The sequence below is a fragment of the Streptomyces sp. NPDC030296 genome (genome assembly GCF_055572815.1).
The window spans coordinates 63440-86339 of record NZ_JBVICQ010000016.1 but is presented as its reverse complement, the minus strand read 5'-3'; the positions used below and the strand labels follow the sequence as shown (position 1 = coordinate 86339).

Here is a 22900-nt window from a genome sequence, read left to right as displayed (position 1 = left end):
CACACTCACACGAACCTCACACACCGGCCCCGTACGATCCGGGCACACCGAACGCCCAGGAGCCGCCCGTGTCCCCCCTCGATCGCAGCGAACCCCTGCTCGTGGCACCCGAGTTGAAGCGGCTGGACGGCACGGTACGAGAGGCGTACATCCCCCCGCTGGTCACGCCCGGCACCTACGGCTCCCTCGCGGACATCCCCTTCGACAACGCGGACCACGAGCCCGGCGCGGTCGTCCTCAGCCGCAAGGACAGCGGCAGGGGCGACGGCAGGGGCAACGGGAAGGACGACCGGGTCGGCGGCCCCGGGGACGGCCGTGAGGACACGAACGGCAGCGGCAACGGCGGCGGCAACCCAGGTGGGGACGACGGGCGTTGGCGGGACGTGACGGCGGCCGAGTTCGCGGCGGAGGTGCTCGCCGTGGCGAAGGGCCTGATCGCCGAGGGCCTGATGCCGGGCGACCGTATCGCCATCATGGCGCGGACGACGTACGAGTGGACGCTCCTGGACTTCGCGGCCTGGGCGGCGGGCCTCGTCACCGTACCCATCTACCCCACGTCCTCGGTCTTCCAGACCCGCTGGATCCTCCAGGACTCCGGCGCGGTCGCCCTCGCCGTGGAGACGTCCGCCCAGGCCGCCGCCCTCGGCCCCGAACTCGACCGCCTCCCCGACCTCCGCCACATGTGGGTCTTCGACAAGGGCCACACGGAACGCCTCGCCGAGCGGGGCCGGGACGTGTCCGACCAGGAAGTCGCCGTACGGCGCGGGGTGCTGGGCCCCGACACCCTCGCGACCCTCATCTACACCTCGGGCACCACCGGCCGCCCCAAGGGCTGCGCCCTCACCCACGGCAACTTCTTCGCCGAGGTCGACAACGCGATCGACCTCCTCTACCCGATCTTCCGCGCGAAGACCGACGAGGAGGCGTCGACGCTCCTCTTCCTCCCGCTCGCCCATGTCTTCGGCCGCATGGTGGCGATCGCGTGCATGCGGGCCCGGATCCGCGTGGGTCACTCGCCGAGCTTCCGCACCGAGGACCTGCTGGCCGACCTGAAGTCGTTCCGGCCGACGTTCCTGCTGCTCATCCCGTACGTCCTGGAGAAGGTCTTCAACACGGCCCGCGCCTCCGCCGAACGCCTGGGCCGCGCCTCCTCCTTCGACCGCGCCGCCGCCGTGGCCCGCCGCTACGGGGAGGCACTGGAGTCCGAGCAGCACGGCACCGGCCCCGGCCCCACCGCCTTCCTCAGGGCGGCCCGCACCTTCTACGACCCCCTCGTCTACCGCCGCATCCGCAACGCGCTCGGCGGCAGGGTCCGTTACGTCATCTGCGGCGGCTCCCCGCTCGGCCGCCGCCTGGCCGCCTTCTTCGCCGGCGCCGGCATCGACGTCTTCGAGGGCTACGGCATGACGGAGACCACGGCGGCCGTGACGGTCACCCCACCGGTCCGTCCCCGCCTCGGCACGGTCGGCTGGCCGCTGCCCGGCACGCGCGTGCGCATCGCCGCCGACGGCGAGGTCCTCCTCCACGGCGGCCAGATCTTCCGCGGCTACTGGGACCCGCAGGCCGGCGGAGTCGTCCCGACGGGCCCCGACGGCTGGTTCGCCACCGGTGACATCGGCCGGCTCGACGAGGAGGGCTACCTCACCATCACCGGCCGCAAGAAGGAGATCCTGGTCACCGACAGCGGCAAGAACGTGGCCCCGGCCCCGCTGGAGAACTGGCTCCGCTCCCATCCGCTGATCGCCCAGGCCATGGTCATCGGCGACCGCCGCCCCTACGTCACCGCCCTGCTGACCCTCGACCCCGAGGGCATCACCCACTGGCGCCAGATGAACGGCAAGCACGCCGTGCCCGCGGAACTCCTCGTGGACGACCCGGAACTGCTGAGGGTCCTCCAACGCGCCGTCGACGAGGCCAACCGCCTCGTCTCCCGCCCCGAGTCCATCCGCCGCTTCACCGTCCTCCCCGGCGGCTTCACGGAGGAGGCGGGCCATCTGACCCCGTCGATGAAGCTGCGGAGGGAGAGGATCGAGGAGGCGTTCTCGACGGAGATCGAGGGGTTGTACGAGAGGTAGGACGGCCAACCGGCCGCCCCGGGGGATCCGACCGGTCGCCCCCCCCGGTGGTGGGCCCACGGCCTCAGACGGGGGCTGTGCGAGAGTCAGGGAGTGCCGACCCGCCGCCTACGCCCCACCGGCAGGGTCGCCCTCACCCAGCGCGAGCCACCAGTGACCGCCGTCCTTCACGAGGAGCAACTCCTGCTGCTGACCGGTCTTCTCGAAGGTCACCCGGACCGGGTTGAGGTAGTCGACGACCCCCTCCAGCACGGTCACCTCGACGTGCCCGCTCGCCGCCTTCCCGTAGGTGTGCACCGCGTCGGCAGCCGCTGCCTCCACCCCCTGGTACGAGGGTGCGGCGAGCCGGGTGAGCCCTTCCGTGTCCCCGGCTCCGAGCCGCTGGACGTAGACCCGGACGAGGGTGTCCACGTCCTCGGCGGTCTCCCGTACGTCGGGGTACCTGGACCTCTCCGCCCGCACGGTCACATCGATCCGCGGCGAGTCCGCGAGGGCGTACGGCGCACGAATCCCGTTCCACCACACGCCCCCGGCGGCGAGGGCGGCGACGAGCACACCGCCCGCACACCAGAGAAAGACCCGTCTGCGCATCAGTCCCGTCCTCTCGTTGGTCCCGCCGTCGGCCGTCCCGGAGGCGGTCTCCCCGGTAGATCCCTGGCGGACGGCTACGGTTGCACGGAGGGCGATTCCCACCGGAATTGTCGCGGTGAGCACGCGGCGAAGCCCGTGGCGCTACCGTCGCCCCATGGGGCAGGACGCGCATCAGGTCGATGCCGGTGGTGACGGCGCGATCGGCGCCGGGCGGGAGCTCGTCCTCCTCGGCGACCCCGGCGCGGGCAAGTCGACACTGGCCCGGGCGCTGACGGATCAGCTCCCGTGAGCGCCGGCCCGTACAGCTCGGGTCGCGGTAGCTGATGGGACGGGGGCGCTCAGAAATTGAGGTGCCTGCTCCGGACCCGGATCCCTACCCTCGCTCCGTGAGTCACCCATCCGCCCTGCTGAACGTCATCGATGTGGAAGCCACCTGCTGGGACGGGCAGCCGCCGCCCGGCTCCGTGAGCGAGATCATCGAGGTCGGTCTCACCGTCGTGGACGTATCGGCCCGGCGCCGTGTGTCCCGGCACCGTCTCCTGGTGCGGCCCGCCCGATCGACGGTGAGTGACTTCTGCACTGAGCTGACGGGACTGACCCAAGCCGAAGTCGAACGGGGCGTCACCTTCGCGGAGGCCTGCCGGATCCTCGTCGAGGAGTACGGGGCCGGGGAGCGTCCCTGGGCGAGCTGGGGCGAGTACGACCGTCTGCAATTCGCCCGGCAGAGCCAGGCCGACGGGGTGGCCTACCCGTTCGGCCATCCGACGGAGCGTACCCACACCAACGCCAAGGCCGTCTTCGCCACGGCGTACGGGTTGCGCAAGAAACCCGGCATGAAAAACGCCCTGCAGATCGCCGGACTGCCACTGGAAGGACGCCATCACCGTGGCGAGGACGACGCGTGGAACATCGCCGCACTCGTCCTCGATCTGCTGGACCGCGGAGCGTGGCCGGTCACGGCGACAGTCGTCTAGAAGCCTTCGCGATCCGCCCGTCCAGAAGCCCCTTCTCAATCCACCAGGTCCGCCGCCGTCAGCAGTCTCGTCAGGTCCGTCCGCGACCGCACCTTCAACTTCCGGTAGATCCGCGTCAGATGCGCCTCCACCGTCTTCCGTGACACGAACAGCGATGCCGCCGCCTCCGTGTTGTTCAGGCCCCTCGCGATCGCCCGTGACACCTGGAACTCCTGGGGTGTCAGTTGGTCCAGGACCCCGCCCATGCCGCCGGAACCGGAACCGGACCCGGACGGGGCGGTGGCCGGCAGACCCCCGGCCGCCGCCAGTTCGCTCGCCGCCCGCCGCGCCCACGGCACCGCGCCCAGGCGCTCGAAGCAGGCCAGAGCGGACGACAGGGGCGACCGGGCGGCCGCCGGGCGCCGGTGGCGGCGCAGCACCTCCGCCTCGCACAGCAGTGTCCGCGCCCAGTCGAACGGGCCCGTCGTCCGCCCGTGCGCCTTCAGCGCCGCCACGAAACACGCCTCCGCCTCTTCCGGTGTCCCCGCCAGCAGGCCCCGTACGCGTGCGGCCGCCGCCTCCGCCGAGGCCAGGCCCGTCTCCCTCGCCCGCTCCTCCAGCCACGCGACCACCTCACCGGCCCGCGCCGCGTTCCCGGCCCGTACGTGTGCCTCCGCCAGGTCCGCCGCGAACGGCACCACCTCCGGGTTGCCGATGCCCTGCTCCACGGCGAGTGACCACGTCTGCTCCAACTGGTCGGCGGCCGCCTCGTGGTCGCCGTACGCCAGGGCCGACAGGCCGAGTACGGCCGTCATGTGGAACTCCTGGCAGCCGATGCCGTACGCCCCGCACTCCCGCCGGGCCCGCGCCACATGCTCCTCGCACTCCACTCGGTCGCCGCGCAGCGCCTCCAGACGGGCCAGGCAGTACAGGGCGTAGCTGACGCAGGTGAGCTGGCCCAGCTCCTCCGCCCAGCGCAGCGCCTCCGTCAGGTCGCCGCGGGCGGACGCCCACTGGCCGATCCGGGTCTCCAGTTCGCCCCGTACGGCGAGGGTGAAGCCCAGGACCCCGACCGCGCTGTGGCGTCGCGCCGACTCCACCGCCGTGTTGAGCAGGGCGCGGCCCCGCGTGAACTCCTCGACACGGCTCCACGCCTGCCCGGCGATCGCGTACACCTGCTGGTCGCGTACGGGGTCGCCCGCGCCGTGCCGGTCCGCGGACTCCAGCATCGCGCGCCCCTCCGCGGTACGGCCGGCCATGACGAGGGCACCGCCGAGGAGGGTGAGGCTGTACCAGCGCTCGGGGCCGGACCCGGAGGCGAGGGCCAGGGATTCCTCGGCGACGCGTACGGCCGCCGGGACGTGGCCGTCGAGGCGGGCGGCGGCCGTGGCCTCGGCGAGGAGGAGGCAGGCGCGGGTCGGGTCGCTGTCGCGTACGGCGTCGGCGGCGTTCACGAGGAGGCCGTACGCCTGCGCGGTCTCGCCCTTCCAGGTGTACATCCGGCCCAGCAGGCCCTGGATCCGTGCGCGCATCGCCGGGTCGGGGGTGATGCGGACGGCCTCCTCGCACCACTGGGGTCCTGCGGGGGAGCCGCTGAGGAGCGCGTCGGACGCGGCGTTGAGGAGGCGCCCGGCGCGCGCGGCCGGCTCGGGCGTGAGGTCGGCGGCCCGGCGCCAGGCCAGCGCCGCCTCCCCGAACGCGCTGCGGCGCCGGGCCTCCAGCGCGGCCTCGGCGAGCGCGGCCGCCGTGTCCTCGTCGGGGCCGGAGGTCGCGGACGCCCGGTACCAGGCGTGCAGCGGGCCCGTGCTCACCTCGGCCAGCGCCTGGAACGCGGCGTAGCGCAGGGCGAGGGGGGCCCGGCCCAGGACCAGGGCGCGCAGCACCGGATGGTGGAAGTCCAGGCCGTCCGCCGTCGCCGTGATCAGTCCGTCCTCCTCCGCGGGGGCGAGGGCGTCCAGCGACAGCCCGGCCGCCTCCAGCGCCTTCCGCAGCGGGCCCGCCGCGGTCGAGCGACCGGCGGCGAGGACGACCAGCGCTCGGCGTGCCGGGTCGGGCAGCGCGTCGATACGGGTCGCCCAGGCGCGCTCCAGATGACTGCCGAGGGACGGCGGGTCCAGCAACGGCCGCTCCCCACGCGCCTGTTCCTCCGTCAGCCCGCTCGCGATCTCCCGCAGGGCGAGCGGGTTGCCGCCGCTGATACGCACGAGGTCCGCGAGCACGCTGGGCGCGACACCAGGCCGCCGCACGGCATCACCCGCCGCCCGGCCGCCGGCGCCGGCCGCCCCCGCTCTCGTCCCCGCCAGCAGCTCCGCGCACTCCTCCGCCGTCAACCCGCCCACCTGCACGGCCGGGATGCTGCGGCGCGGCCCCGACTCCCCGTGGTCCTCGCGGGAGCCGAGCGCCAGAGCGACGCGTTCGCTGGAGAGGCGGCGGGCGATGAACAGCAGGACGCGCTGGGACGAGGGGTCCACCCAGTGGAGGTCGTCGACGAGGACGACGACGGGACGCTCGTCGCCGAGCGCGGCGAGGACGTTCAGGGCGCCCATGCAGGCGGCGTACGGATTGCCCGGCGGGTCGGCGGGGTCACCGCCCAGCGCGAGACACGACTCCAGGGCGGCGCGCTGCGCTCCGGGGAGTTCCCTGAAAAGGGATGAATAGGGCATGAGGAGGTCGCCGAGAGTGGCGAACGGGAGCACGGTCTCGGTCTCGATGCCCCGGGCCCGCAGGAGCGTCACCGGTGCGGAGCCCGACGTTCCGGCCGCCGCCCGCTCCGCCGCGTAGTCGAGGAGAGCCGTCTTGCCGATGCCGGGCTCGCCCCACAGGAGCAGCGCCGCCCCACCCGCCCCACCCGCCACGAGCAGGTCGTCCATCAGCCGGCGTTCCCGCTCCCGACCGACGAGTCCCCGTAACAATGCGCCACCCCCTGGTGCCCGCCCGCGCCCGCCCCGCGTCGTCCATCATGCCGCGCGGAGGGCGGGCCAAGAAGGTGGAAGCCGGGATCGGTCGGGGCGAGATGTAGGGACTTCCCGGAAGCGGGCCCGGTCCGTCGGGGGCTTCAATGATGTCTCGCGGCACCTCGTTGAACGGGGGATCGGGGAACCGCGCAGCACAGGGAATCAAGGGAAACAGCACGAAATCGGCAACAGCAGGAATCAGGAACAGCAGGTAGCCGAGCACAGCAGGTAGTCGGGAACAGCAGGGAATCGAAAGGGATCAGTGCAAGGGGGAACCCCGAAGGACTTCCCGAGGGATTCAGGGGACCGAGGGAAGACCAGGGGATGAACGAGGTCGCGGAACAAGGGGGACGGCTCATGCCGGCATCCGTGGAACGCGGGGATCTCACCTCCGGGTCCGACCGGCCGGGCCGGTCGGATTCGCTCGACCGGCTCGACTCGGTCGAGATCAAGGTGACGTTCTCGGGTGCGGGCGCGGCCGCCGCGACCCGGGCGCTGGCGCCGGACACCGGGGGAGCCCGGCGCCGCGTCTACTTCTGTGAGGCTCTCGCCCGCTCCACGGCGCCAGGTCATCTGCCGCTTCTGGACGCGGGGTTGATCCTGCGCCTACGGGCGGGGAGCGGGCGGGTCGGGGCCGCGACCGCGGAATTGCGGCCCTGCCGCCGGTCCCGGCTCTCGGAGCGCTGGTTGCGCTTCCGCGAGCAGGGACCGGACTCCTTCCACCTCGCGGACACCTGGTCCGGCGACCGCCGGGTCCTGTCCGCCACGCTCGTCTCGGACTGCGATCGGGCGGCGGTGGAGGCGGCGGCCACGGGGGCGAAGCCGCTGGAGCTCGTCTTCTCCGACCGGCAACGGGCCTTCCTCGCCGACTGCGCCGACGTCAGCGTCGGCTTCGGCTCGCTCGACGTCCTCGGACCCGTCCACGCGGTCCACCGGCGCGGCGTACGGCTCGACCACCACGAGGTCACGCTGGAGCACTGGACGCTGGACGGCAGCCCGGCGGGTGCCGGGCCGCTGGAGTGGCTGGAGGTCTCCGAGCACGTCGCCCCCGAGGGCGCCGAGGTCGTCCAGGCATCCCTCACCGCCCTCCTGAAAGGCAAGGGCCTCGAACCCGACCTGGGCCCGGGTGTCCGCGTCCGCCGAGTAATGGAGGAACTGGTCGCCAGGGGCGGATAGGTCATCGCGGACACACCCCGACGCCTACGGCACCCCCAGTGCCCGCAGCGCCCCCGCCGTCACCGCCGCCCCCAGCACCACCACCGCGAACGGCGCTCTCCGCCATGCCAGTACGCCTCCCACCAGCACCCCCGCGGGGCGGGCCCAGCCGGCGAAGTCGGCCGACTCGGTCAGGGCGCCCGTGGCGAGCAGCGCCGCCAGCAGCACCACGGCCGCGGCGGCCAGCAGTTCCCGGACGCGTGCGGGGATCTCGACCCGCCCGTGCAGGAGCGGCCCGGTGAGCCGGAGGGCGTATGTCCCCACCGCCAGGACCAGCATCGCGACGACGACCCCACCGCTCATGCCGCCGCCTCCCGCCGCCCCGAGGGCCGCCAGAGGAGCAGACCGGCCAGCGCGAGGAGGACCGGGACTCCCGTCGGGGTCAGCGGAGTGGCCGCCAGCGCCACCACCGCCCCGAGCAGCGCGGCGCGCCGTACTGGCGGCTGTTCGCGCAGGGCGGGCAGGACGAGCGAGGCCAGCACGGCGGGGAAGGCGGCGTCGAGGCCGTACGTGGCGGTGTCGCCCAGGGCGGACCCGGCGAGCGCGCCCGCGAGGACGCACACGTTCCACGTGGTGAACAGGCCGATCCCGGAGACCCAGAACGCGACCCGGCGCCGTACCGGATCCCGCTGGGCCAGGGCGAAGGCCGCCGTCTCGTCGGTGATCAGGTGCGCGCCCACCAGTCGGGCGAGCCTGCCCCGGCCCAGGACGTCCGCGACCGCCAGGCTGAACGCCGCGTTACGCGTGTTGAGCAGCAGCCCCGTGGCCGCCGCCGCGAACGGGCCGCCCCCGGCCAACAGGATCCCCACCGCGCTGAACTGCGCCGCCCCCGCGTACACCACGAGCGACATCACCACCGGCACCCACACCGGCAGCCCGCCCGCGACCGAGATCGCGCCGAAGGAGAGCCCGACGACACCACCGGCCGCGCACACCAGGGCGATGTCGCGGAGCAGCTCGGGGTCGGGTACGTCCGGACGCCGGACGCCGCCTGTTCGGAGAAGCGAACGCATGTTTTCTACAATGAACAGCAGACACCTTGTTCGTCAAGGCGAACGATCGTACTTCTGGAGCGAACGACATGGCCGACACAGCGCCCGAGAACGGAGCCGGAGAGACACGGGGCGAGACGCGGGACGACGGGAAGCCCCCGGCTCGCCTCCCGCTCGACTGGATCGCCGCCGCCCTCCGCCGGGAGCGCACACGCGCCGGACTCTCCCTCTCCGAGCTGGCCAAACGCGCCGGAATCGCCAAGTCCACGCTGTCCCAGTTGGAGGCGGCGAGCGGCAACCCGAGCATGGAGACGCTGTGGGCGCTGGGCGTGGCGCTCGGGGTTCCGTTCAGCGCGCTGATCGAGCCGCCCGCGCCGGCGGTGCAGGTCATCAGGGCGGGCGAGGGGCCCACGGTCCACTCCGAGCACTCCAGCTACACGGCGGTCCTGCTGTCCGCGAGCCCGCCCGGCGCGCGCCGCGACATCTACCGCACCCGGCTGGAACCGGGCTCGGTGCGGGAGTCGGAGCCGCACATCCCGGGAACGGTCGAGCACCTCACCGTGAGCACGGGCCGGGTGAAGGCGGGCCCGAGGGGCGAGGAGGTCGTGCTCGGGCCGGGCGACTACATGGCGTTCCGAGGCGATGTCCCGCACTCGTACGAGGCGCTGGCGCCGGGGACGTCGTTCGTGCTCGTCATGCAGCACATCTGAAAGACGCGGTCCATGGAAAAGACGCGGTCCATCGGGAAGACACGGTCCATCGGGAAGGCGCGGTCCATCGGGAAGGCGCGGCCCCTCGGGAAGGCGCGGCCCCATTCAGAAAAGGGCCGGAAAAAGGCAGGAGTCCCGTTGCCGTGCGGCGCGGGACTCCTTGGGTACTGCTTTCAGGTCCGGATCAGAGACTGGAACGGTCTCAGATGGCGGTGACGTTCTCCGCCTGCGGGCCCTTCGGACCCTGGGTCACGTCGAAGGAGACCTGCTGGTTCTCCTCAAGCGAACGGAACCCGTTGGCGTTGATCGCGGAGTAGTGAACGAAGACGTCGGGGCCGCCGCCTTCCTGGGCGATGAAACCAAAGCCCTTTTCGGCGTTGAACCACTTAACGGTTCCGGTAGCCATAAGCCCTCCTTGGGCCCAAAGGGTCGCCCTGCTCCAGAACCTGCAAGTGTGAAACAGTGCCGCACAACTGCATACGTCTGAAAACGACTAGAGCCTGCGGTTACATGCTCCGCAGGCTCTGTACTGCAAGGGAAACCAAACTGCAACTTGCGGCGAGCCTAGCACGCGGGCAGCCGAAAGCAATAGAGGTCAAGATCACGTCACCCAGATGTTTGAGTGATCGTTGCGCCGGATTGACGACCGTCCCTCGATCGCCTCGTGCCCGCCGCTCGTACCCCGGACCCCGGACCGTACCCCATGCGGTCTAGTCTCGCGATGTGGACAATTCTCGCACCAGGCCGCGCGTAGGCCACATCCAGTTCCTGAACTGCCTGCCCCTGTACTGGGGGCTCGCCAGAACGGGCACGCTCCTCGACTTCGAGCTGACCAAGGACACGCCGGAAAAGCTCAGCGAGCAGCTGGTGCGCGGAGACCTCGACATCGGCCCCATCACCCTCGTCGAGTTCCTCCGCAACGCCGACGACCTGGTCGCCTTCCCCGACATCGCGGTCGGCTGCGACGGCCCGGTGATGTCCTGCGTCATCGTCTCGCAGGTCCCCCTCGAACGCCTGGACGGCGCCCGCGTCGCCCTCGGCTCCACTTCGCGCACCTCCGTACGCCTCGCCCAGCTGCTGCTGGCCGAGAACGTCGGCGTGCGGCCGTCGTACTACACCTGCCCGCCCGACCTCTCGCTGATGATGCGGGAGGCGGAGGCCGCCGTACTGATCGGCGACGCGGCGCTGCGGGCCAACCTGCTCGACGGCCCCGCCTACGGCCTTCAGGTGCACGACCTGGGCGCCATGTGGAAGGCGTGGACGGGGCTGCCGTTCGTCTTCGCGGTGTGGGCGGCGCGCCGGGACTACCTGGAGCGGAACCCGCAGGTCACCCGGCAGGTCCACGAGGCGTTCCTGGCCTCCCGGGACCTGTCCCTGGTCGAGGTCGCCAAGGTCGCGGAGCAGGCCGCCCGCTGGGAGGCCTTCGACGAGCGGGTCCTGGAGCGCTACTTCACCACCCTCGACTTCCGCTTCGGCGACCCGCAGCTGCGGGCCGTCGCCGAGTTCGCGCGCCGGGTCGGGCCCACGACGGGATTTCCGGCGGATGTGAAGGTGGATCTCCTTTCCTGAGCATTTCCTCCGCCGGCCACCGGGCCGTCGCCGGAAATTCGTTTGACGAATTCCGGGTTCTGTGGGACTGACGGTCGGCGTTCGCATTCCCCTCCGGGCGTACGGCACTACGCTGCTGGGGAGTCCTGGAGTGGACGCACGGGGGAGGGGTGGGGGCCATGCAGCCGCTCGACGTCGGCGAACCCACGGTCGTGGGTCCCTACCGGCTGCTCGGCCGGCTCGGTTCGGGCGGGATGGGCCGGGTCTACCTCGGGCGCAGCGCCGGCGGCCGCACCGTCGCCGTGAAGGTCGTGCACCCGCACTTCGCCCTGGACGAGGAGTTCCGCGCCCGCTTCCGCCGCGAGGTGGAGGCCGCCCGGCGGGTGGGCGGCGCCTGGACCGCGCCCGTCCTCGACGCCGACCCGGAGGCGTCCGTCCCCTGGGTGGCCACCGGGTACGCGGCCGGCCCCTCCCTCTCGGCGGCCGTCGCGGACGGCGGCCCGCTGCCCGAGCACACCGTCCGGGTGCTGGGCGCCGGCCTCGCGGAGGCCCTCTCCGCGGTCCACGCGCTGGGCCTGGTCCACCGCGACGTGAAGCCCTCCAACGTACTGCTCACCGTGGACGGCCCCCTCCTCATCGACTTCGGCATCGCCCGCGCCACCGACGGCACGGCCTCCCTCACCTCGACCGGCGTCTCCATCGGCTCCCCCGGCTACATGTCCCCCGAGCAGATCCTCGGCCACGGCGTCACCGGCGCCGCGGACGTCTTCTCCCTCGGCGCGGTCCTCGCCTACGCCGCGACCGGCGAGTCCCCCTTCCCGGGCGACTCCTCCGCCGCGCTCCTCTACAAGGTCGTCCACGAGCCGCCCCGGCTGGACGGTCTGCGGGGCGACCTGCGGGACCTGGTCGAGCGCTGCCTCGCGAAGGAGCCGGGCGCCCGGCCCGCCCCCGACGAGGTCGCCCGCGCCCTCGCCCCCGACGGCGCCGCCCGCCTGGTCACGGCCGGCTGGCTCCCCGGTTCCCTCGTCGAACAGGTCGGCCGCAGCGCCGTCCAGCTCCTCAACCTGGACGCGACGGAACCGGGCCCCTCCGGGCCGGTGGGATTCAGCAGCCCTTCGGTGGGGGAGCCAGGTACGTCGACGTCGACGCCGAGGGACGCCACGTCGGGCGGCGGGGCGAGCGCGATGAGTGGGATGAGCGGGATGGGTGGGGTGAGCGGGACGTTCGGGCCGCCGCCCGTCATGTCGCCGTCGCTGCCGTCAGCGCCGTCCATGCCGTCGGCGCCGCCCGCGCACCCCGGTCCCGCCACGTACGTGCCCGGCGCACGCGCGGAGGCCGCGGTGGCGGACACCGTGCCGCCGCCGGCCGCGCCCGGCAAGATCTCCCTGAGCGTGGCCGCCGCCTCGACGACCGAGGCCGGCGGGCGCGGCCGGAGAGTGAGCTGTTCGGTCGCGCTGGCCGTGGCGGGGGCCTTCGCGGCGGTCAGCGTGGGGTCGGTGTTCGTCTTCGGGATGCTCCGGAGCGAGGACGACGGCAACAGCGACAGTGCGGCCCCCGCACCGTCGGCGAGCGCGGACGCCTCCGAGGTCCCGGGCGACACCAAGGGCGACGTACCGGCGAAGTACCTCGGCACGTGGGAGGGCGACGGCTACGCCCTGGACGGCAAGCTGCCCGCCGGCACCTTCCGGGTCACCCTGAGACAGGCCGTCGTCGGAAAGGACCTCGGCACCTTCCGCTCGGTCGACCCCCTGGGCGGCGCCTGCGACGACAAGCTGGTCCTCAAGGAGGTGACGGACGCGCACGTCCTCGCCACCAGCATCGCCGACACCGAGAACAACCCCGGCACCTGCACCAGCAACACCCATGTCGTCACCCTCACCCTCGACGGCGACGCACTCCAGTACGCGGCGGACAACGCGGACGCCGGCGACCCGACGGCCCGGTTGACGAGGCTGAAGTAGGAAATTCACTGGTCGCGGGCGTGGGGCCGTGGTCCGATGCCGTGGTGATCAGCGACAGTGCCCCCGGCATGCCCCCGGTTCACCCGCCGAGCGTCCGGCCCAGGACCGACCACGACCTCGACTCCTGTACGCGGATCCTGGCGGCGGTCCACGAGCAGGACGGCTATCCCGTGAACTGGCCCGAGCACCCGCACACCTGGCTGACCCCGGACCCGCTCGTCGCCGCGTGGGTGGCGGAGCTCGACGGCCGCGTCGTCGGCCACATCGGGCTGTCCCGCGCCGACGACACGGACGCGGCGCCCGGCCTCTGGGCCGCCCGCACGGGGGCAGGCGCCGAGACGACCGCCGTGGTCAACCGGCTGTTCGTGTCCCCGGCCGCCCGGGGCCACGGGATCGGTGCGCTGCTGGTGGCGCGGGCCACGGCGGAGGCACGGGCCCGCGGCCTGCACCCGGTGCTCGACGTGGTCGAGTCCGACGCCGCGGCCGCGGCCCTCTACGAACGCCTCGGCTGGCACCGCCTGGCCACGCTCGAACAGCGCTGGAGCCCCGAGCAGACCGTCAAGGTCCGCTGCTACGCGGCACCCGCGACCCGATAGGGCGCGGGGAACCGCGCGACGAGCCCACGCCGTTCCCGCACCCGCGGATGAAACCCCCGCACCCCGAGCTGAACGGCGAGCGCGGGGTCGAAGAGGCGGCAGCCCCTGGAGGACGGGACGGGTAGGGGCGGCGGGAGCGGAAAACCCCCGCGGCCCCCGCGCCCCATCCCCCTAGGCTGACCTCCGTGGATCCGGATCTCTGGCTGATCGCCCTGACGGCAGTCGCCGCCCTCTGGGGCGTGGCGGCGGGCGCCCTCCTGCCCCGCCCCGCCTACCGGTTCGCGGTCGACGAAGACTCCCCCTGGCAGACCACATGCCCCGCGGGCCACCCCCTCACCGGCCCTGCCCGCGGCTGGCTGGGCCGGGCCCGCTGCACGGCCCCCACCCCAACCGCCACCACAACCGGCCCCGCCACAACGACCCTTGACTCCACCGCGCCCCAGGCCCCCACACCCCCGGCCCCGACACCCCCGGCCCCCACCCCCTGCACCTACGGTCCGAGCACCCCCACCGTCTCCCTCCTCACCGCCCTCGTCTGCGCCACGCTCGCCCTGGCCACCGGCGTGCGCCCGGAGCTCGCGGTCTGGCTTCTTCTCGCCCCGCTCGGCGTTCTCCTCGTCCTGATCGACCTCAAGGTCCAGCGCCTCCCCGACCCGCTGACCCTCCCCTTCGCCGCCCTCGCGCTCCTTCTGCTGGGCGGCGCCGCCCTCCTCCCCGAACACGCGGGCGAATGGCGCACCGCGCTGTTCGGCGCCCTCACCCTCGGCGGGGCGTACTTCCTCCTCTTCCTCGTCCGCCCCCTCGCCCTCGGCTTCGGCGACGTGAAGCTCGCCGTGGGCCTGGGCGCGGTCCTCGGCTGGTACGGCTGGGGCGCCCTGTACGTCGGCACCTTCGCCGGCGCGCTCGTCGGCAGCGTCTGGACCGTCGTCCAAGCCGTCCGCGGCCGGGCGGCACGCCGACAGCTCGTCGCCCTGGGTCCGTTCATGATCGCGGGGGCGTACCTGGGCCTGCTCCTGGAGGCCTACGCGGCGTGAGGTCAGGGACGTCCGGGCTGACGTCGGCCGTTCGAGGCGGCTGGCGTAGGCTGGCGTGGTCCGTCCAACCCTTACGAAAGGGACGCTCCCGGTGACCGAGAAGGCCGACCTCCAGTCCGTTCTCGACCGTGCCGCCGAGGGTGGGCGGATCACACCGGAGGAGGCGCTCGACCTCTACCGCGACGCTCCGCTGCACGCGCTCGGCTCCGCCGCCGACGCCGTCCGCCGCCGCAGGTACGCGGGCACCGAGCACATCGCGACGTACATCATCGAGCGCAACATCAACTACACCAACGTGTGCGTCACGGCGTGCAAGTTCTGCGCGTTCTACGCCCCGCCCACGGCCAAGGACAAGGGCTGGACCCGCGACCTCGACGACATCCTGCGCCGCTGCGCGGAGACCGTCGAACTCGGCGGCACCCAGATCATGTTCCAGGGCGGCCACCACCCGGACTACGGCGTCGACTACTACGAGAAGCACTTCGCCGCCATCAAGAAGGAGTTCCCGCAGCTGGTCATCCACTCCCTCGGCGCGTCCGAGGTCGAGCACATGGCCCGCATCTCCAAGGTGAGCGTCGAGGAGGCGATCCAGCGGATCCACGCCGCCGGCCTCGACTCCTTCGCGGGCGCCGGCGCGGAGCTGCTCCCCGAGCGTCCCCGCAAGGCCATCGCGCCGCTCAAGGAGTCCGGCGAGCGCTGGCTGGAGATCATGGAGACCGCGCACAACCTGGGTGTGGAGTCCACCTCCACCATGCTGATGGGCACCGGCGAGACCAACGCCGAGCGCATCGAGCACCTGCGCATGATCCGTGACGTACAGGACCGCACGGGCGGGTTCCGCGCCTTCATCCCGTACCTCTACCAGCCGATGAACAACCATCTGAAGGGCCGCACCCAGGCCACGATCTTCGAGTACCTGCGGATGATCGCGATCTCCCGGCTGTTCATGGACAACATCGCCCACATCCAGGGCTCCTGGCTGACCACCGGCCAGGACGCGGGCCAGCTCACGCTGCACTACGGCGCGGACGACCTCGGCTCGGTCATGCTGGAGGAGAACGTCGTCTCGGCGGCCGGTGCCAAGCACCGCTCCAACCTCCAGGAAATGATCGACATGATCCGCACGGCGGGGCGGGTCCCGGCCCAGCGCTCCACGACGTACGAACACCTCGTGGTCCACGACGACCCGGCGAACGACCCGGTCGACGCGCGCGTGGTGTCCCACATCTCCTCCACGGCGATCGAGGGCGGCACGGCCCACCCCGAGCTGAAGATCCTCGCGTCCAACTAGCCGCATGCTGACGATCCACGCCGCCGACGAGCTACGCCTCACCTGGGACGACCCGGAGCCCGTCAAGGACGGCGCCGTGGTCGTCGAGGGCATCCGGGTCCGGGCCGCGGGACCGCTGGAGGAGATCCAGGAGCGGTTCCCGGGCGCCCGCGTGCGCCGGTGGCCCGGTGTGCTCGGCCCCGCCCGCGTCCACGAGGGCCCGCTCCCCGACGCGCCCACCCCCCGGGAACGCGTCCACGTGGTGCTGAAGTCCGGGGCGACCGCCGTGCTGGCGGACCACGCGGACATCCCCGAACTCCGCGCCGCCGCCGAACGGAACGACGTCGTCGTGCTCGCCGCTCCCCGCCCGCCGGCGATCGTCGACGACGGCCGGGCGGACCTGGCGGTCTTCGACGAGGCGGGCACCTGCGTGGCGACGGTCTGCGCGGGCCGCCTGGTGCACCGCCGCCGCTGACGGCACGGGCGCCGCTGACGGCGGGGGCGCCGTGGCGGGGGCGCCGTGGCGGGGGCGCCGCCGCCCCGCTCATCCCGAGAACGCCTCCGCGAACGCGCCGTCCTCCCGCTCGACCCCGCTGCAGTCGGTCAGAGCGTCATTCGCCCCGTGGTCGCCGGGACGGGCGCTGCGAGGCCGCTCGGCCCCTACTGCCACAATGGGCCCGTGACCCGCGCATCCCTGGACAAGCAGCCGCACGAAGTCGCCTCGATGTTCGACCGAGTGGCGGAACGGTACGACCTGACCAACGACGTGCTGTCCCTCGGGCAGGACCGGCGCTGGCGCAAGGAGGTCGCGCGGGCGGTGGACGCCCGCCCCGCCCAGAAGGTCCTGGACCTGGCGGCCGGCACCGGCACCTCCTCACAGCCCTTCGCGCGGACCGGCGCGTACGTCGTCCCCTGCGACTTCTCCCTCGGCATGCTCCGGGTCGGCAAGGAACGCACCCCCTGGCTGCCGTTCACCGCGGGCGACGCCACGCGGCTGCCGTTCAAGGACGACACCTTCGACGCGGTGACCATCTCCTTCGGCCTGCGGAACGTCCAGGACACGGACGCCGCACTGCGCGAGATGCACCGGGTGACCAAGCCCGGCGGGCGGGTCGTGATCTGCGAGTTCTCGCACCCGACCTGGGCGCCGTTCCGCACCGTCTACACCGAGTACCTGATGCGCGCGCTGCCGCCGACCGCGCGTGCCGTGTCGTCCAACCCCGACGCGTACGTGTACCTCGCCGAATCCATCCGCGCCTGGCCCGACCAGGCCGGTCTCGCCGAGCGGTTGCAGAAGGCCGGCTGGGACAAGGTCGCGTGGCGGAACCTCACCGGAGGGGTCGTCGCCCTGCACCGGGGGTTCAAGGTTCACCCGTAAGGGGGATGCCCCCAAGGGCGCCCTGTTGATGGGAACCGGTCAACGGAAAACGCCGTCCGTTTGATATGTCACCGCACACGCGGCACCCGTGTGCCCATGTCTGATCACGGCACGAGTTCTCTGGATGACGGAGCGTTCCATGACGTCCTACTGTCCGCACTGCGGGGCCCCCGGTCCCGACGACGCGCGTTACTGCATGAAGTGCGGGCGGGAACGCATACCGGTCCCCTCGGCGCCCCCGGCACCGGACGCGCCCGCCGGCCCGGGCGCACCCCCGACTCCGCCACCCGCCCCGCCGACCGAGCCCGCGTCGACCCTGTCGGCCGCTCCGCCAGCAGCTCCGTCGGCCGGCCCTCCGGCGGCCCCGCCCCCCGGCACGCCTCCACCGCCGCCGGGGCCGGCCGCGGGCGTGCCCCCCGTCGGGCCGCCGCCACCTCCTCCCGAGTTCGCCCCGGTCCCCGCCCGTCCGTCGCCGCTGGGCGCCTTCCTGGGGCGGGCCTTCCGGGGTGACTGGGCCGGGTCGGCCCTCGCGGCGCTCTGGCCGGTGCTGTTCCTGCTCGGCAGCGCCGTCGCCCTCGCGATCCCCGACTACGGCCAGGACGAGGAGGACATCGTCGGCTTCGGGGACCGCATGGGCATCGCCCTCGCCTCGCTCCTCCAGGGCGTCGGCGGCGGCTTCGAGGTCTCCGAGACCGGCGGCGGCTACTCCGGCGAACTCCGGACCATCGAGGCCGGCTTCACCCTGACCCTCGTCCCGCTCACGGTGACCCTCCTGTTCGCCGTCGCGCTGTACCTGGGCGTACGTCAACTCCGTACCCGTCTGGCGACCCGTGCCGGGTACGCCGGCTTCGCCGGACCCGGCGTCGGCTGGACCGTCCCCGGCGGCGTCACCCCCGGCGCACCCGGCACTCCCGGCGCTCCTGGTGTCCCCGGTCGTTCCGCCGGGCTCGAAGCGGCCTTGCGGGTCACACTGCTGGTGACCGTCGCCGTCCTGCTGCTCGGGCTGTTCGCCCAGCCGACCGTCGCCCTCGCCGAGGTCTCCACGTCACCCTGGCTCGCCGCGCTGGGCGCGCTGGTGCTCACCGCCGCCGTCTCGGGCGGGGTGCTGCACCGCGACGACCTGGCCGCCTGGCTGGCCGTGCGCCCCGGGCCGCGCTCCCTGTTCCGGGCGACCGGAACGGCCGTACGCGCCATGGCGATCGTGCTCGCCCTCTGCTCGCTCGTCGCCCTCATCACCCTCGCGTCGAGCGACGAGCTCCAGGCCGACTGGGAGGACGACGTCAATCCACTGCTGATCGTGCTGTTCATCCTGCCCAACATCGCCGTGGCCTTCCTCGGCATCTCCTGGGGCGCGTCCGTCGAGGGCGAGGCGGGCCGCTCGCGGTACGGGGACGACTCGTCGTACGGCGACGACTCGTACGGGGACGGCTCCTCCGGCGACTACGGCCTCGGCGGGTCCAGCCCCTACGGCGGCTACGAACGCGAGTCGTTCGGGCTGTCCGAGCTGGGTGACGCCGTCAACGACTGGGCGGTCGTGGGCGCGTTGGCGCTCGGCGCGGTCTGCGCGCTGGTCCTCGGCGTCCTGGCCGCCCGCCGGTCCTCGGGCCGGGGTGAGCAACTCCTCGCCGCCGGTGTCTTCTTCGGCCTCTTCCTCCTCCTCGCCGGCATCAGCGGCTTCGCCATGGAGGCGTCCGGCTCCGCCTCGACCGACTTCGGGGGCGGGCTCTCCGCCGCCGGCCAGGTCGACGTGGGCCTCAACCTCGCCGAGGCCATGCTCTTCGGCCTCGTCTGGATCTTCGCGGCGGCGTTCCTGGCCCCCTATCTGGTGCAGATGGCCGGCGCCCGCACGGGTGTGATCGCGCCCCCGTTCCCGGCGATGCCGAGCGGCCCCGCGGCCTACGGCACCCCGTCCTGGCCCCCGACCTCGCAGAGCCTGCCGGACCCGCCCAGCCTGCCGACGCCGCCCAGCCTTCCGACCCCGCCCAGCCTGCCGACACCACATAGCCTTCCGACACCACATAGCCTTCCGACCCCGCAGGACCAGCCGGCTCCGCAGGGCCAGTCGGCGGCGCATCCGTCCCAGCCCGTCGAGCCGTACGAGGTTCCGATGGTCGAGCTCGGCCATCAGCTCCCGGCCGGGCCCGTCGCGAAGCCGCGCGGCCGGGCGCTGATGTGGATCCTCACCATCGCGGCGGCCTTCGTGGTCGGCGGGGGAGTTGCGGTCGCGATCCTGTTCCTGCAGAAATGACTTGCTCCTCGCCCTGAAGGGCGAGGATTCTGGCCTTCCTTGACTGGTTGCTGTGCCTCCCCCGAGCTCTCAACTACGTTCGAGCAGGGGGTGCCCCCATCGCGGCATGGTTTCCGGTCGGGAATCCGTGGCTTCCTGTTTCTTCGCGCTGTGCCGGGATCGCTCCCGGTCTTACCGGCGCTCCGCAGGCCGATACCGCCAGTCCGGCGGCCGTCTTCACGTTGATCGCTGCGTTGTGGTCCCGGTCGTGGACGGTGCCGCAGGAGTTGCAGGTCCATTCCCGCACGTTCAGGGGTTTGGGCCCGTCTACGACGCCGCAGGCGTGGCAGGTCTGGGAGGTCGGTTCGAACCGGCCGATCCTGACCAGGGTGCGGCCGTACCGCTGCGCTTTGTATTCCAGCATGCTGATGAACTGCGCCCATCCGGCATCGTGCACGGGCACGTACCGCGTCGTTGAACACCACGCGGGCGCATCCGAAAGCCCTGGCCCGCGCGGCGCGCTGACCGGCATTCGGATAGAGCCTGAACGCGTACCGGAGGCGCATGACGATCACTTTGGAAACCTCGAACACCCGCCGCCACTGGGAGCATGTGCGCGAGATGTCACCGGTACCGCGCACTGCCCGGCTCCGCCGGAGCAACACCGCGACGCTCCGCGTCGCCACCACAGGATTCGCTTCACCTCCCGGCTTGAAGGCCGGAGCACTGCCAATGAGTCCCGGCAGCGGAGGCCGGGCGGGGCGGCGGAAGCGCGCGCCGCGCCGCCGCGGCCCTATCGCCGCAGCGAGAACGGTTCCCCCGGCTCGTCCAACTCCCTGCGCAACCCGGGAGGAGGGCCGCCGCGCCGGGGTTCGCGCACGCCCCCGCCGTCGTCGCCGAGCTCGAACCAGACGGTCACCACCGCGCCTCGCGGCACCTCGACGCCCGGCGGCGGGTACTGCCGTACGACGTAGTCCACGACGGCGAGTTCGACGTCGGGCCGGTCACCGGCGGCCAGCCCGACTCCGCTCGCCGCGGCCGTCTCACGCGCGTCCACGGCCATCAGACCGACGAACCGAGGCACACGCACTTCGAATGACTTGGGTGTCAAGCGCACAGACGTTCACCCCCAGCGGTACCCGCAGGGTAGCCGCCGGGGGTGCCCGTTCGGAAGCGCTGCGTGGCGATCTGTCGAAAATCGCTACCCTGCGTCACGAAACGGGGGGTTGGGGGGGCCCGGAACCCCCGTCGGCGGCTCAGAGGGCCAGCCGGTAGCAGTGGCCCACCTGTTGCGTGACGGGCGTCGTGAAGCTCTCCGCCAGCTCCATGCCCAGCCGTCGGGTGACCGCGATCGAGCGCTCGTTGCGGGCGTTGACCATGGCGACGACGTTCCGGACGCCGGCCGCCCTTACCCGCTCCAGGGTCAGCAGGGCGGCGGCCGTCACATACCCCTTGCCCCAGTGGTCGCGGGCGAGCCGCCAGCCGATCTCGATCTCGCCGGCCGGCCCCCAGGTCCGCGGCCACGGCTGGGCGCCGGTGAAACCGATGGCCCGGCCCTCCTCGTCGAGCATGGTCCACAGGCAGAATCCGTACTCGGCGTCGTGACGACGCTGGCGCGCCGTGAGCTCCTCGTAGACGGACAGCTCGGCGGCCCGGCCGCCGTGGAACTCCATGACGTCGGGGTCGTCGAAGATCCGGTGCCACGCGAAGGCGTCCTCGTCGGTGGGGACGCGCAGCCGTACGTCGGGCAGAGCTCGGTTCACAGGGGCAGCCCTTCAGCCGATGATCAGGTTCCGCTGAATAGACTGCCCATGTCCGATGCCTGTCGGCACATGTTTTCTGGTCTTCCAGTGCTCCAACTACCTCTTGGGGAGAACCCGTCGTGACCGAGCCCCAGCCCCTTACCGAACACACCGCCGATGTGATCGTCGTCGGGGCCGGGCCAGCCGGTTCCACCACCGCGTACTACCTGGCGAAGGCCGGGCTGGACGTGCTCCTGCTGGAGAAGACCAGCTTCCCGAGGGAGAAGGTCTGCGGCGACGGCCTCACGCCCCGTGCGACCAAGCAGCTGGTGTCCATGGGCATCGACATCTCCGAGGAGGCCGGCTGGCTCCGCAACAAGGGGCTGCGGATCATCGGCGGCGGGGTCCGCCTCCAGCTCGACTGGCCGGATCTCGCCTCGTACCCCGACTACGGACTCGTCCGCAAGCGCGACGACTTCGACGAGCAGCTCGCCCGCCAGGCCCAGAAGGCCGGCGCCCGCCTCCACGAGAACTGCAACGTGAGCGGTCCCGTCGTCGACGACCGCACGGGCCGCATCATCGGCGTCACGGCCAAGCTCGGCGACCCGGACTCGGGTGAGAAGCAGGAAGTCACCTTCCGCGCGCCGCTGGTGGTGGCCGCCGACGGCAACTCCAGCCGACTCTCCCTCGCGATGGGCCTGCACCGCCGCGAGGACCGCCCGATGGGCGTCGCCGTCCGCACGTACTTCACCTCCCCCCGCCACGACGACGACTACCTGGAGTCCTGGCTGGAGCTGTGGGACCGGCGCGGCCCGGGCGAGGACCGCCTGCTGCCCGGCTACGGCTGGATCTTCGGCATGGGCGACGGCACGTCCAACGTCGGCCTGGGCGTCCTCAACACCTCCGCCGCCTTCAAGGAGCTCGACTGGCGCGAGATCCTCAAGGCCTGGTGCGCCTCGATGCCGGAGGAGTGGGGCTACACCCCGGAGAACATGACCGGCCCGATCCGCGGCGCCGCCCTCCCCATGGCCTTCAACCGCAAGCCCCACTACACCAAGGGCCTGCTGCTCGTCGGAGACGCCGGCGGCCTCGTGAACCCGTTCAACGGCGAGGGCATCGCCTACGCCATGGAGTCGGGCCAGATCGCCGCCGACGTCATCGTCCAGGCGCACGCCCGCGCCACCCCGGGCCAGCGCGAACTCGCCCTCCAGCGCTACCCGCAGGTCCTCAAGGACACCTACGGCGGCTACTACACGCTGGGCCGGGCCTTCGTGAAGCTCATCGGCAACCCCAAGATCATGAAGCTCGCCACGCAGCGGGGCCTCACCCACCCGATGCTGATGAGGTTCACGCTGAAGCTCCTCGCCAACCTCACCGACCCCACCGGCGGCGACGCGATGGACCGCGTCATCAACGGCCTCTCGAAGGTGGCCCCCAAGGCCTGACGGCCGAACAAGCCCCGTACCCGGCCCCGGACGCGAGAGCTCCGGGGCCGGAGGCATTCGAGGCCGTTTCGCCGACGTCCCTTTCGTCATGCAACGCCCGGAAGTGTCACCGGTTGCGGGGCCGGAGCGCCTGAAGTGCACCGGCGAGCCCTCTCGCCGCCCCAGCCCTCAGCGCGCCCTCGGCCCGCACCGAACGGCCCTCCCAGGGC

Annotated in this window: 21 protein-coding genes and 2 pseudogenes; 14 read left to right on the top strand and 9 right to left on the bottom strand. The window is 72.5% G+C overall.

All coding sequences use genetic code 11. The annotated features are described in order from the left end of the window. The first annotated feature begins 68 nt into the window (after nucleotides 1-68). The gene (locus tag ACZ4Z3_RS35350) at nucleotides 69-2075 is read left to right on the top strand and encodes an AMP-dependent synthetase/ligase (protein WP_468504886.1); all 2007 of its coding nucleotides are present in this window, start codon (nucleotides 69-71) and stop codon (nucleotides 2073-2075) included. A gap of 108 nt (nucleotides 2076-2183) precedes the next feature. On the opposite strand, the gene ACZ4Z3_RS35345 is transcribed toward ACZ4Z3_RS35350, so the two are convergent. Beyond that, entirely contained in the window at nucleotides 2184-2666 is a 483-nt protein-coding gene (locus tag ACZ4Z3_RS35345; RefSeq protein ID WP_468504885.1) for a hypothetical protein, read from the bottom strand. A 154-nt stretch (nucleotides 2667-2820) separates the two neighbouring features. Here ACZ4Z3_RS35345 and ACZ4Z3_RS35340 point away from each other — a divergent pair, with 154 nt between their 5' ends. Then, a complete protein-coding gene (locus ACZ4Z3_RS35340) occupies nucleotides 2821-2955 on the top strand; it encodes an ATP-binding cassette domain-containing protein (RefSeq protein WP_468504884.1) in 135 nt (44 codons plus the stop codon). A gap of 97 nt (nucleotides 2956-3052) precedes the next feature. Beyond that, the gene (locus ACZ4Z3_RS35335) at nucleotides 3053-3640 is read left to right on the top strand and encodes a 3'-5' exonuclease (RefSeq protein WP_468504883.1); all 588 of its coding nucleotides are present in this window, start codon (nucleotides 3053-3055) and stop codon (nucleotides 3638-3640) included. A 35-nt stretch (nucleotides 3641-3675) separates the two neighbouring features. Here ACZ4Z3_RS35335 and ACZ4Z3_RS35330 read toward each other — a convergent pair whose 3' ends face one another. Further along, nucleotides 3676-6489, bottom strand: a complete 2814-nt coding sequence (locus ACZ4Z3_RS35330; protein ID WP_468504882.1) for a helix-turn-helix transcriptional regulator — start codon at nucleotides 6487-6489, stop codon at nucleotides 3676-3678. A 441-nt stretch (nucleotides 6490-6930) separates the two neighbouring features. Here ACZ4Z3_RS35330 and ACZ4Z3_RS35325 point away from each other — a divergent pair, with 441 nt between their 5' ends. Further along, nucleotides 6931-7749, top strand: coding sequence for a hypothetical protein (locus tag ACZ4Z3_RS35325; protein ID WP_468504881.1), 819 nt, complete (start codon nucleotides 6931-6933; stop codon nucleotides 7747-7749). Between the two features lie 24 nt (nucleotides 7750-7773). Here ACZ4Z3_RS35325 and ACZ4Z3_RS35320 read toward each other — a convergent pair whose 3' ends face one another. Together ACZ4Z3_RS35320 and ACZ4Z3_RS35315 are read right to left on the bottom strand one after the other, a co-directional pair. Next, entirely contained in the window at nucleotides 7774-8091 is a 318-nt protein-coding gene (locus tag ACZ4Z3_RS35320; protein ID WP_468504880.1) for an AzlD domain-containing protein, read from the bottom strand. After that, nucleotides 8088-8801: an AzlC family ABC transporter permease gene (locus tag ACZ4Z3_RS35315; protein ID WP_468504879.1), complete on the bottom strand. Its 714-nt coding sequence runs from the start codon at nucleotides 8799-8801 to the stop codon at nucleotides 8088-8090. The genes ACZ4Z3_RS35320 and ACZ4Z3_RS35315 overlap by 4 nt, the downstream gene beginning before the upstream one ends. 68 nt (nucleotides 8802-8869) lie before the next feature. Here ACZ4Z3_RS35315 and ACZ4Z3_RS35310 point away from each other — a divergent pair, with 68 nt between their 5' ends. Then, nucleotides 8870-9490 (top strand): helix-turn-helix domain-containing protein, encoded by a 621-nt coding sequence (locus ACZ4Z3_RS35310; protein ID WP_468504878.1) that lies wholly within the window; start codon nucleotides 8870-8872, stop codon nucleotides 9488-9490. A 202-nt stretch (nucleotides 9491-9692) separates the two neighbouring features. Here the strand turns inward: ACZ4Z3_RS35310 and ACZ4Z3_RS35305 are convergent, their stop codons facing one another. Further along, nucleotides 9693-9896: a cold-shock protein gene (locus ACZ4Z3_RS35305; protein WP_043442843.1), complete on the bottom strand. Its 204-nt coding sequence runs from the start codon at nucleotides 9894-9896 to the stop codon at nucleotides 9693-9695. Nucleotides 9897-10213: 317 nt separating this feature from the next. Here ACZ4Z3_RS35305 and ACZ4Z3_RS35300 point away from each other — a divergent pair, with 317 nt between their 5' ends. The 8 genes from ACZ4Z3_RS35300 to ACZ4Z3_RS35265 all read left to right on the top strand — a co-directional run bounded on the left by ACZ4Z3_RS35300 (nucleotide 10214) and on the right by ACZ4Z3_RS35265 (nucleotide 19525). Continuing rightward, nucleotides 10214-11059 (top strand): menaquinone biosynthetic enzyme MqnA/MqnD family protein, encoded by an 846-nt coding sequence (locus ACZ4Z3_RS35300; RefSeq protein ID WP_468504877.1) that lies wholly within the window; start codon nucleotides 10214-10216, stop codon nucleotides 11057-11059. Nucleotides 11060-11217: 158 nt separating this feature from the next. After that, entirely contained in the window at nucleotides 11218-12999 is a 1782-nt protein-coding gene (locus ACZ4Z3_RS35295; RefSeq protein WP_468504876.1) for a serine/threonine-protein kinase, read from the top strand. 68 nt (nucleotides 13000-13067) lie between these two features. Continuing rightward, a complete protein-coding gene (locus ACZ4Z3_RS35290; RefSeq protein WP_468504875.1) occupies nucleotides 13068-13595 on the top strand; it encodes a GNAT family N-acetyltransferase in 528 nt (175 codons plus the stop codon). A 185-nt stretch (nucleotides 13596-13780) separates the two neighbouring features. Further along, a complete protein-coding gene (locus ACZ4Z3_RS35285) occupies nucleotides 13781-14629 on the top strand; it encodes a prepilin peptidase (RefSeq protein WP_468504874.1) in 849 nt (282 codons plus the stop codon). 91 nt (nucleotides 14630-14720) lie between these two features. After that, nucleotides 14721-15920, top strand: a complete 1200-nt coding sequence (gene mqnC / locus ACZ4Z3_RS35280; RefSeq protein WP_468504873.1) for a cyclic dehypoxanthinyl futalosine synthase — start codon at nucleotides 14721-14723, stop codon at nucleotides 15918-15920. Nucleotides 15921-15924: 4 nt separating this feature from the next. Next, nucleotides 15925-16374: a hypothetical protein gene (locus tag ACZ4Z3_RS35275; RefSeq protein WP_468504872.1), complete on the top strand. Its 450-nt coding sequence runs from the start codon at nucleotides 15925-15927 to the stop codon at nucleotides 16372-16374. 204 nt (nucleotides 16375-16578) lie between these two features. Beyond that, nucleotides 16579-17277, top strand: a complete 699-nt coding sequence (locus ACZ4Z3_RS35270; protein WP_468504871.1) for a demethylmenaquinone methyltransferase — start codon at nucleotides 16579-16581, stop codon at nucleotides 17275-17277. A gap of 124 nt (nucleotides 17278-17401) precedes the next feature. Further along, nucleotides 17402-19525 (top strand): zinc-ribbon domain-containing protein, encoded by a 2124-nt coding sequence (locus tag ACZ4Z3_RS35265; protein ID WP_468504870.1) that lies wholly within the window; start codon nucleotides 17402-17404, stop codon nucleotides 19523-19525. A gap of 73 nt (nucleotides 19526-19598) precedes the next feature. Here ACZ4Z3_RS35265 and ACZ4Z3_RS35260 read toward each other — a convergent pair. The 4 genes and pseudogenes from ACZ4Z3_RS35260 to ACZ4Z3_RS35245 all read right to left on the bottom strand — a co-directional run. Next, nucleotides 19599-19961 (bottom strand): annotated as a pseudogene (locus ACZ4Z3_RS35260) (RNA-guided endonuclease InsQ/TnpB family protein); the annotation flags it as partial. Nucleotides 19962-20010: 49 nt separating this feature from the next. Then, nucleotides 20011-20070, bottom strand: a pseudogene (locus ACZ4Z3_RS35255) (helix-turn-helix domain-containing protein); the annotation flags it as partial. Between the two features lie 227 nt (nucleotides 20071-20297). Then, the gene (locus tag ACZ4Z3_RS35250) at nucleotides 20298-20621 is read right to left on the bottom strand and encodes a PASTA domain-containing protein (protein WP_055539333.1); all 324 of its coding nucleotides are present in this window, start codon (nucleotides 20619-20621) and stop codon (nucleotides 20298-20300) included. 139 nt (nucleotides 20622-20760) lie between these two features. After that, on the bottom strand, nucleotides 20761-21267 hold the full coding sequence (locus ACZ4Z3_RS35245) for a GNAT family N-acetyltransferase (RefSeq protein ID WP_468504869.1): 507 nt from the start codon (nucleotides 21265-21267) through the stop codon (nucleotides 20761-20763). A gap of 119 nt (nucleotides 21268-21386) precedes the next feature. Here ACZ4Z3_RS35245 and ACZ4Z3_RS35240 point away from each other — a divergent pair, with 119 nt between their 5' ends. Further along, nucleotides 21387-22691: a geranylgeranyl reductase family protein gene (locus ACZ4Z3_RS35240; protein WP_468504868.1), complete on the top strand. Its 1305-nt coding sequence runs from the start codon at nucleotides 21387-21389 to the stop codon at nucleotides 22689-22691. Nucleotides 22692-22900: the final 209 nt, after the last annotated feature.

Coding starts and splice junctions, on each gene's coding strand:
- ACZ4Z3_RS35345 (WP_468504885.1), bottom strand. CDS start 2,666: ATGCGCAGACGGGTCTTTCTCTGGTGTGCGGGCGGTGTGCTCGTCGCC.
- ACZ4Z3_RS35340 (WP_468504884.1), top strand. CDS start 2,821: ATGGGGCAGGACGCGCATCAGGTCGATGCCGGTGGTGACGGCGCGATC.
- ACZ4Z3_RS35330 (WP_468504882.1), bottom strand. CDS start 6,489: ATGGACGACCTGCTCGTGGCGGGTGGGGCGGGTGGGGCGGCGCTGCTC.
- ACZ4Z3_RS35325 (WP_468504881.1), top strand. CDS start 6,931: ATGCCGGCATCCGTGGAACGCGGGGATCTCACCTCCGGGTCCGACCGG.
- ACZ4Z3_RS35320 (WP_468504880.1), bottom strand. CDS start 8,091: ATGAGCGGTGGGGTCGTCGTCGCGATGCTGGTCCTGGCGGTGGGGACA.
- ACZ4Z3_RS35315 (WP_468504879.1), bottom strand. CDS start 8,801: ATGCGTTCGCTTCTCCGAACAGGCGGCGTCCGGCGTCCGGACGTACCC.
- ACZ4Z3_RS35310 (WP_468504878.1), top strand. CDS start 8,870: ATGGCCGACACAGCGCCCGAGAACGGAGCCGGAGAGACACGGGGCGAG.
- ACZ4Z3_RS35305 (WP_043442843.1), bottom strand. CDS start 9,896: ATGGCTACCGGAACCGTTAAGTGGTTCAACGCCGAAAAGGGCTTTGGT.
- ACZ4Z3_RS35295 (WP_468504876.1), top strand. CDS start 11,218: ATGCAGCCGCTCGACGTCGGCGAACCCACGGTCGTGGGTCCCTACCGG.
- ACZ4Z3_RS35290 (WP_468504875.1), top strand. CDS start 13,068: ATGCCCCCGGTTCACCCGCCGAGCGTCCGGCCCAGGACCGACCACGAC.
- ACZ4Z3_RS35275 (WP_468504872.1), top strand. CDS start 15,925: ATGCTGACGATCCACGCCGCCGACGAGCTACGCCTCACCTGGGACGAC.
- ACZ4Z3_RS35265 (WP_468504870.1), top strand. CDS start 17,402: ATGACGGAGCGTTCCATGACGTCCTACTGTCCGCACTGCGGGGCCCCC.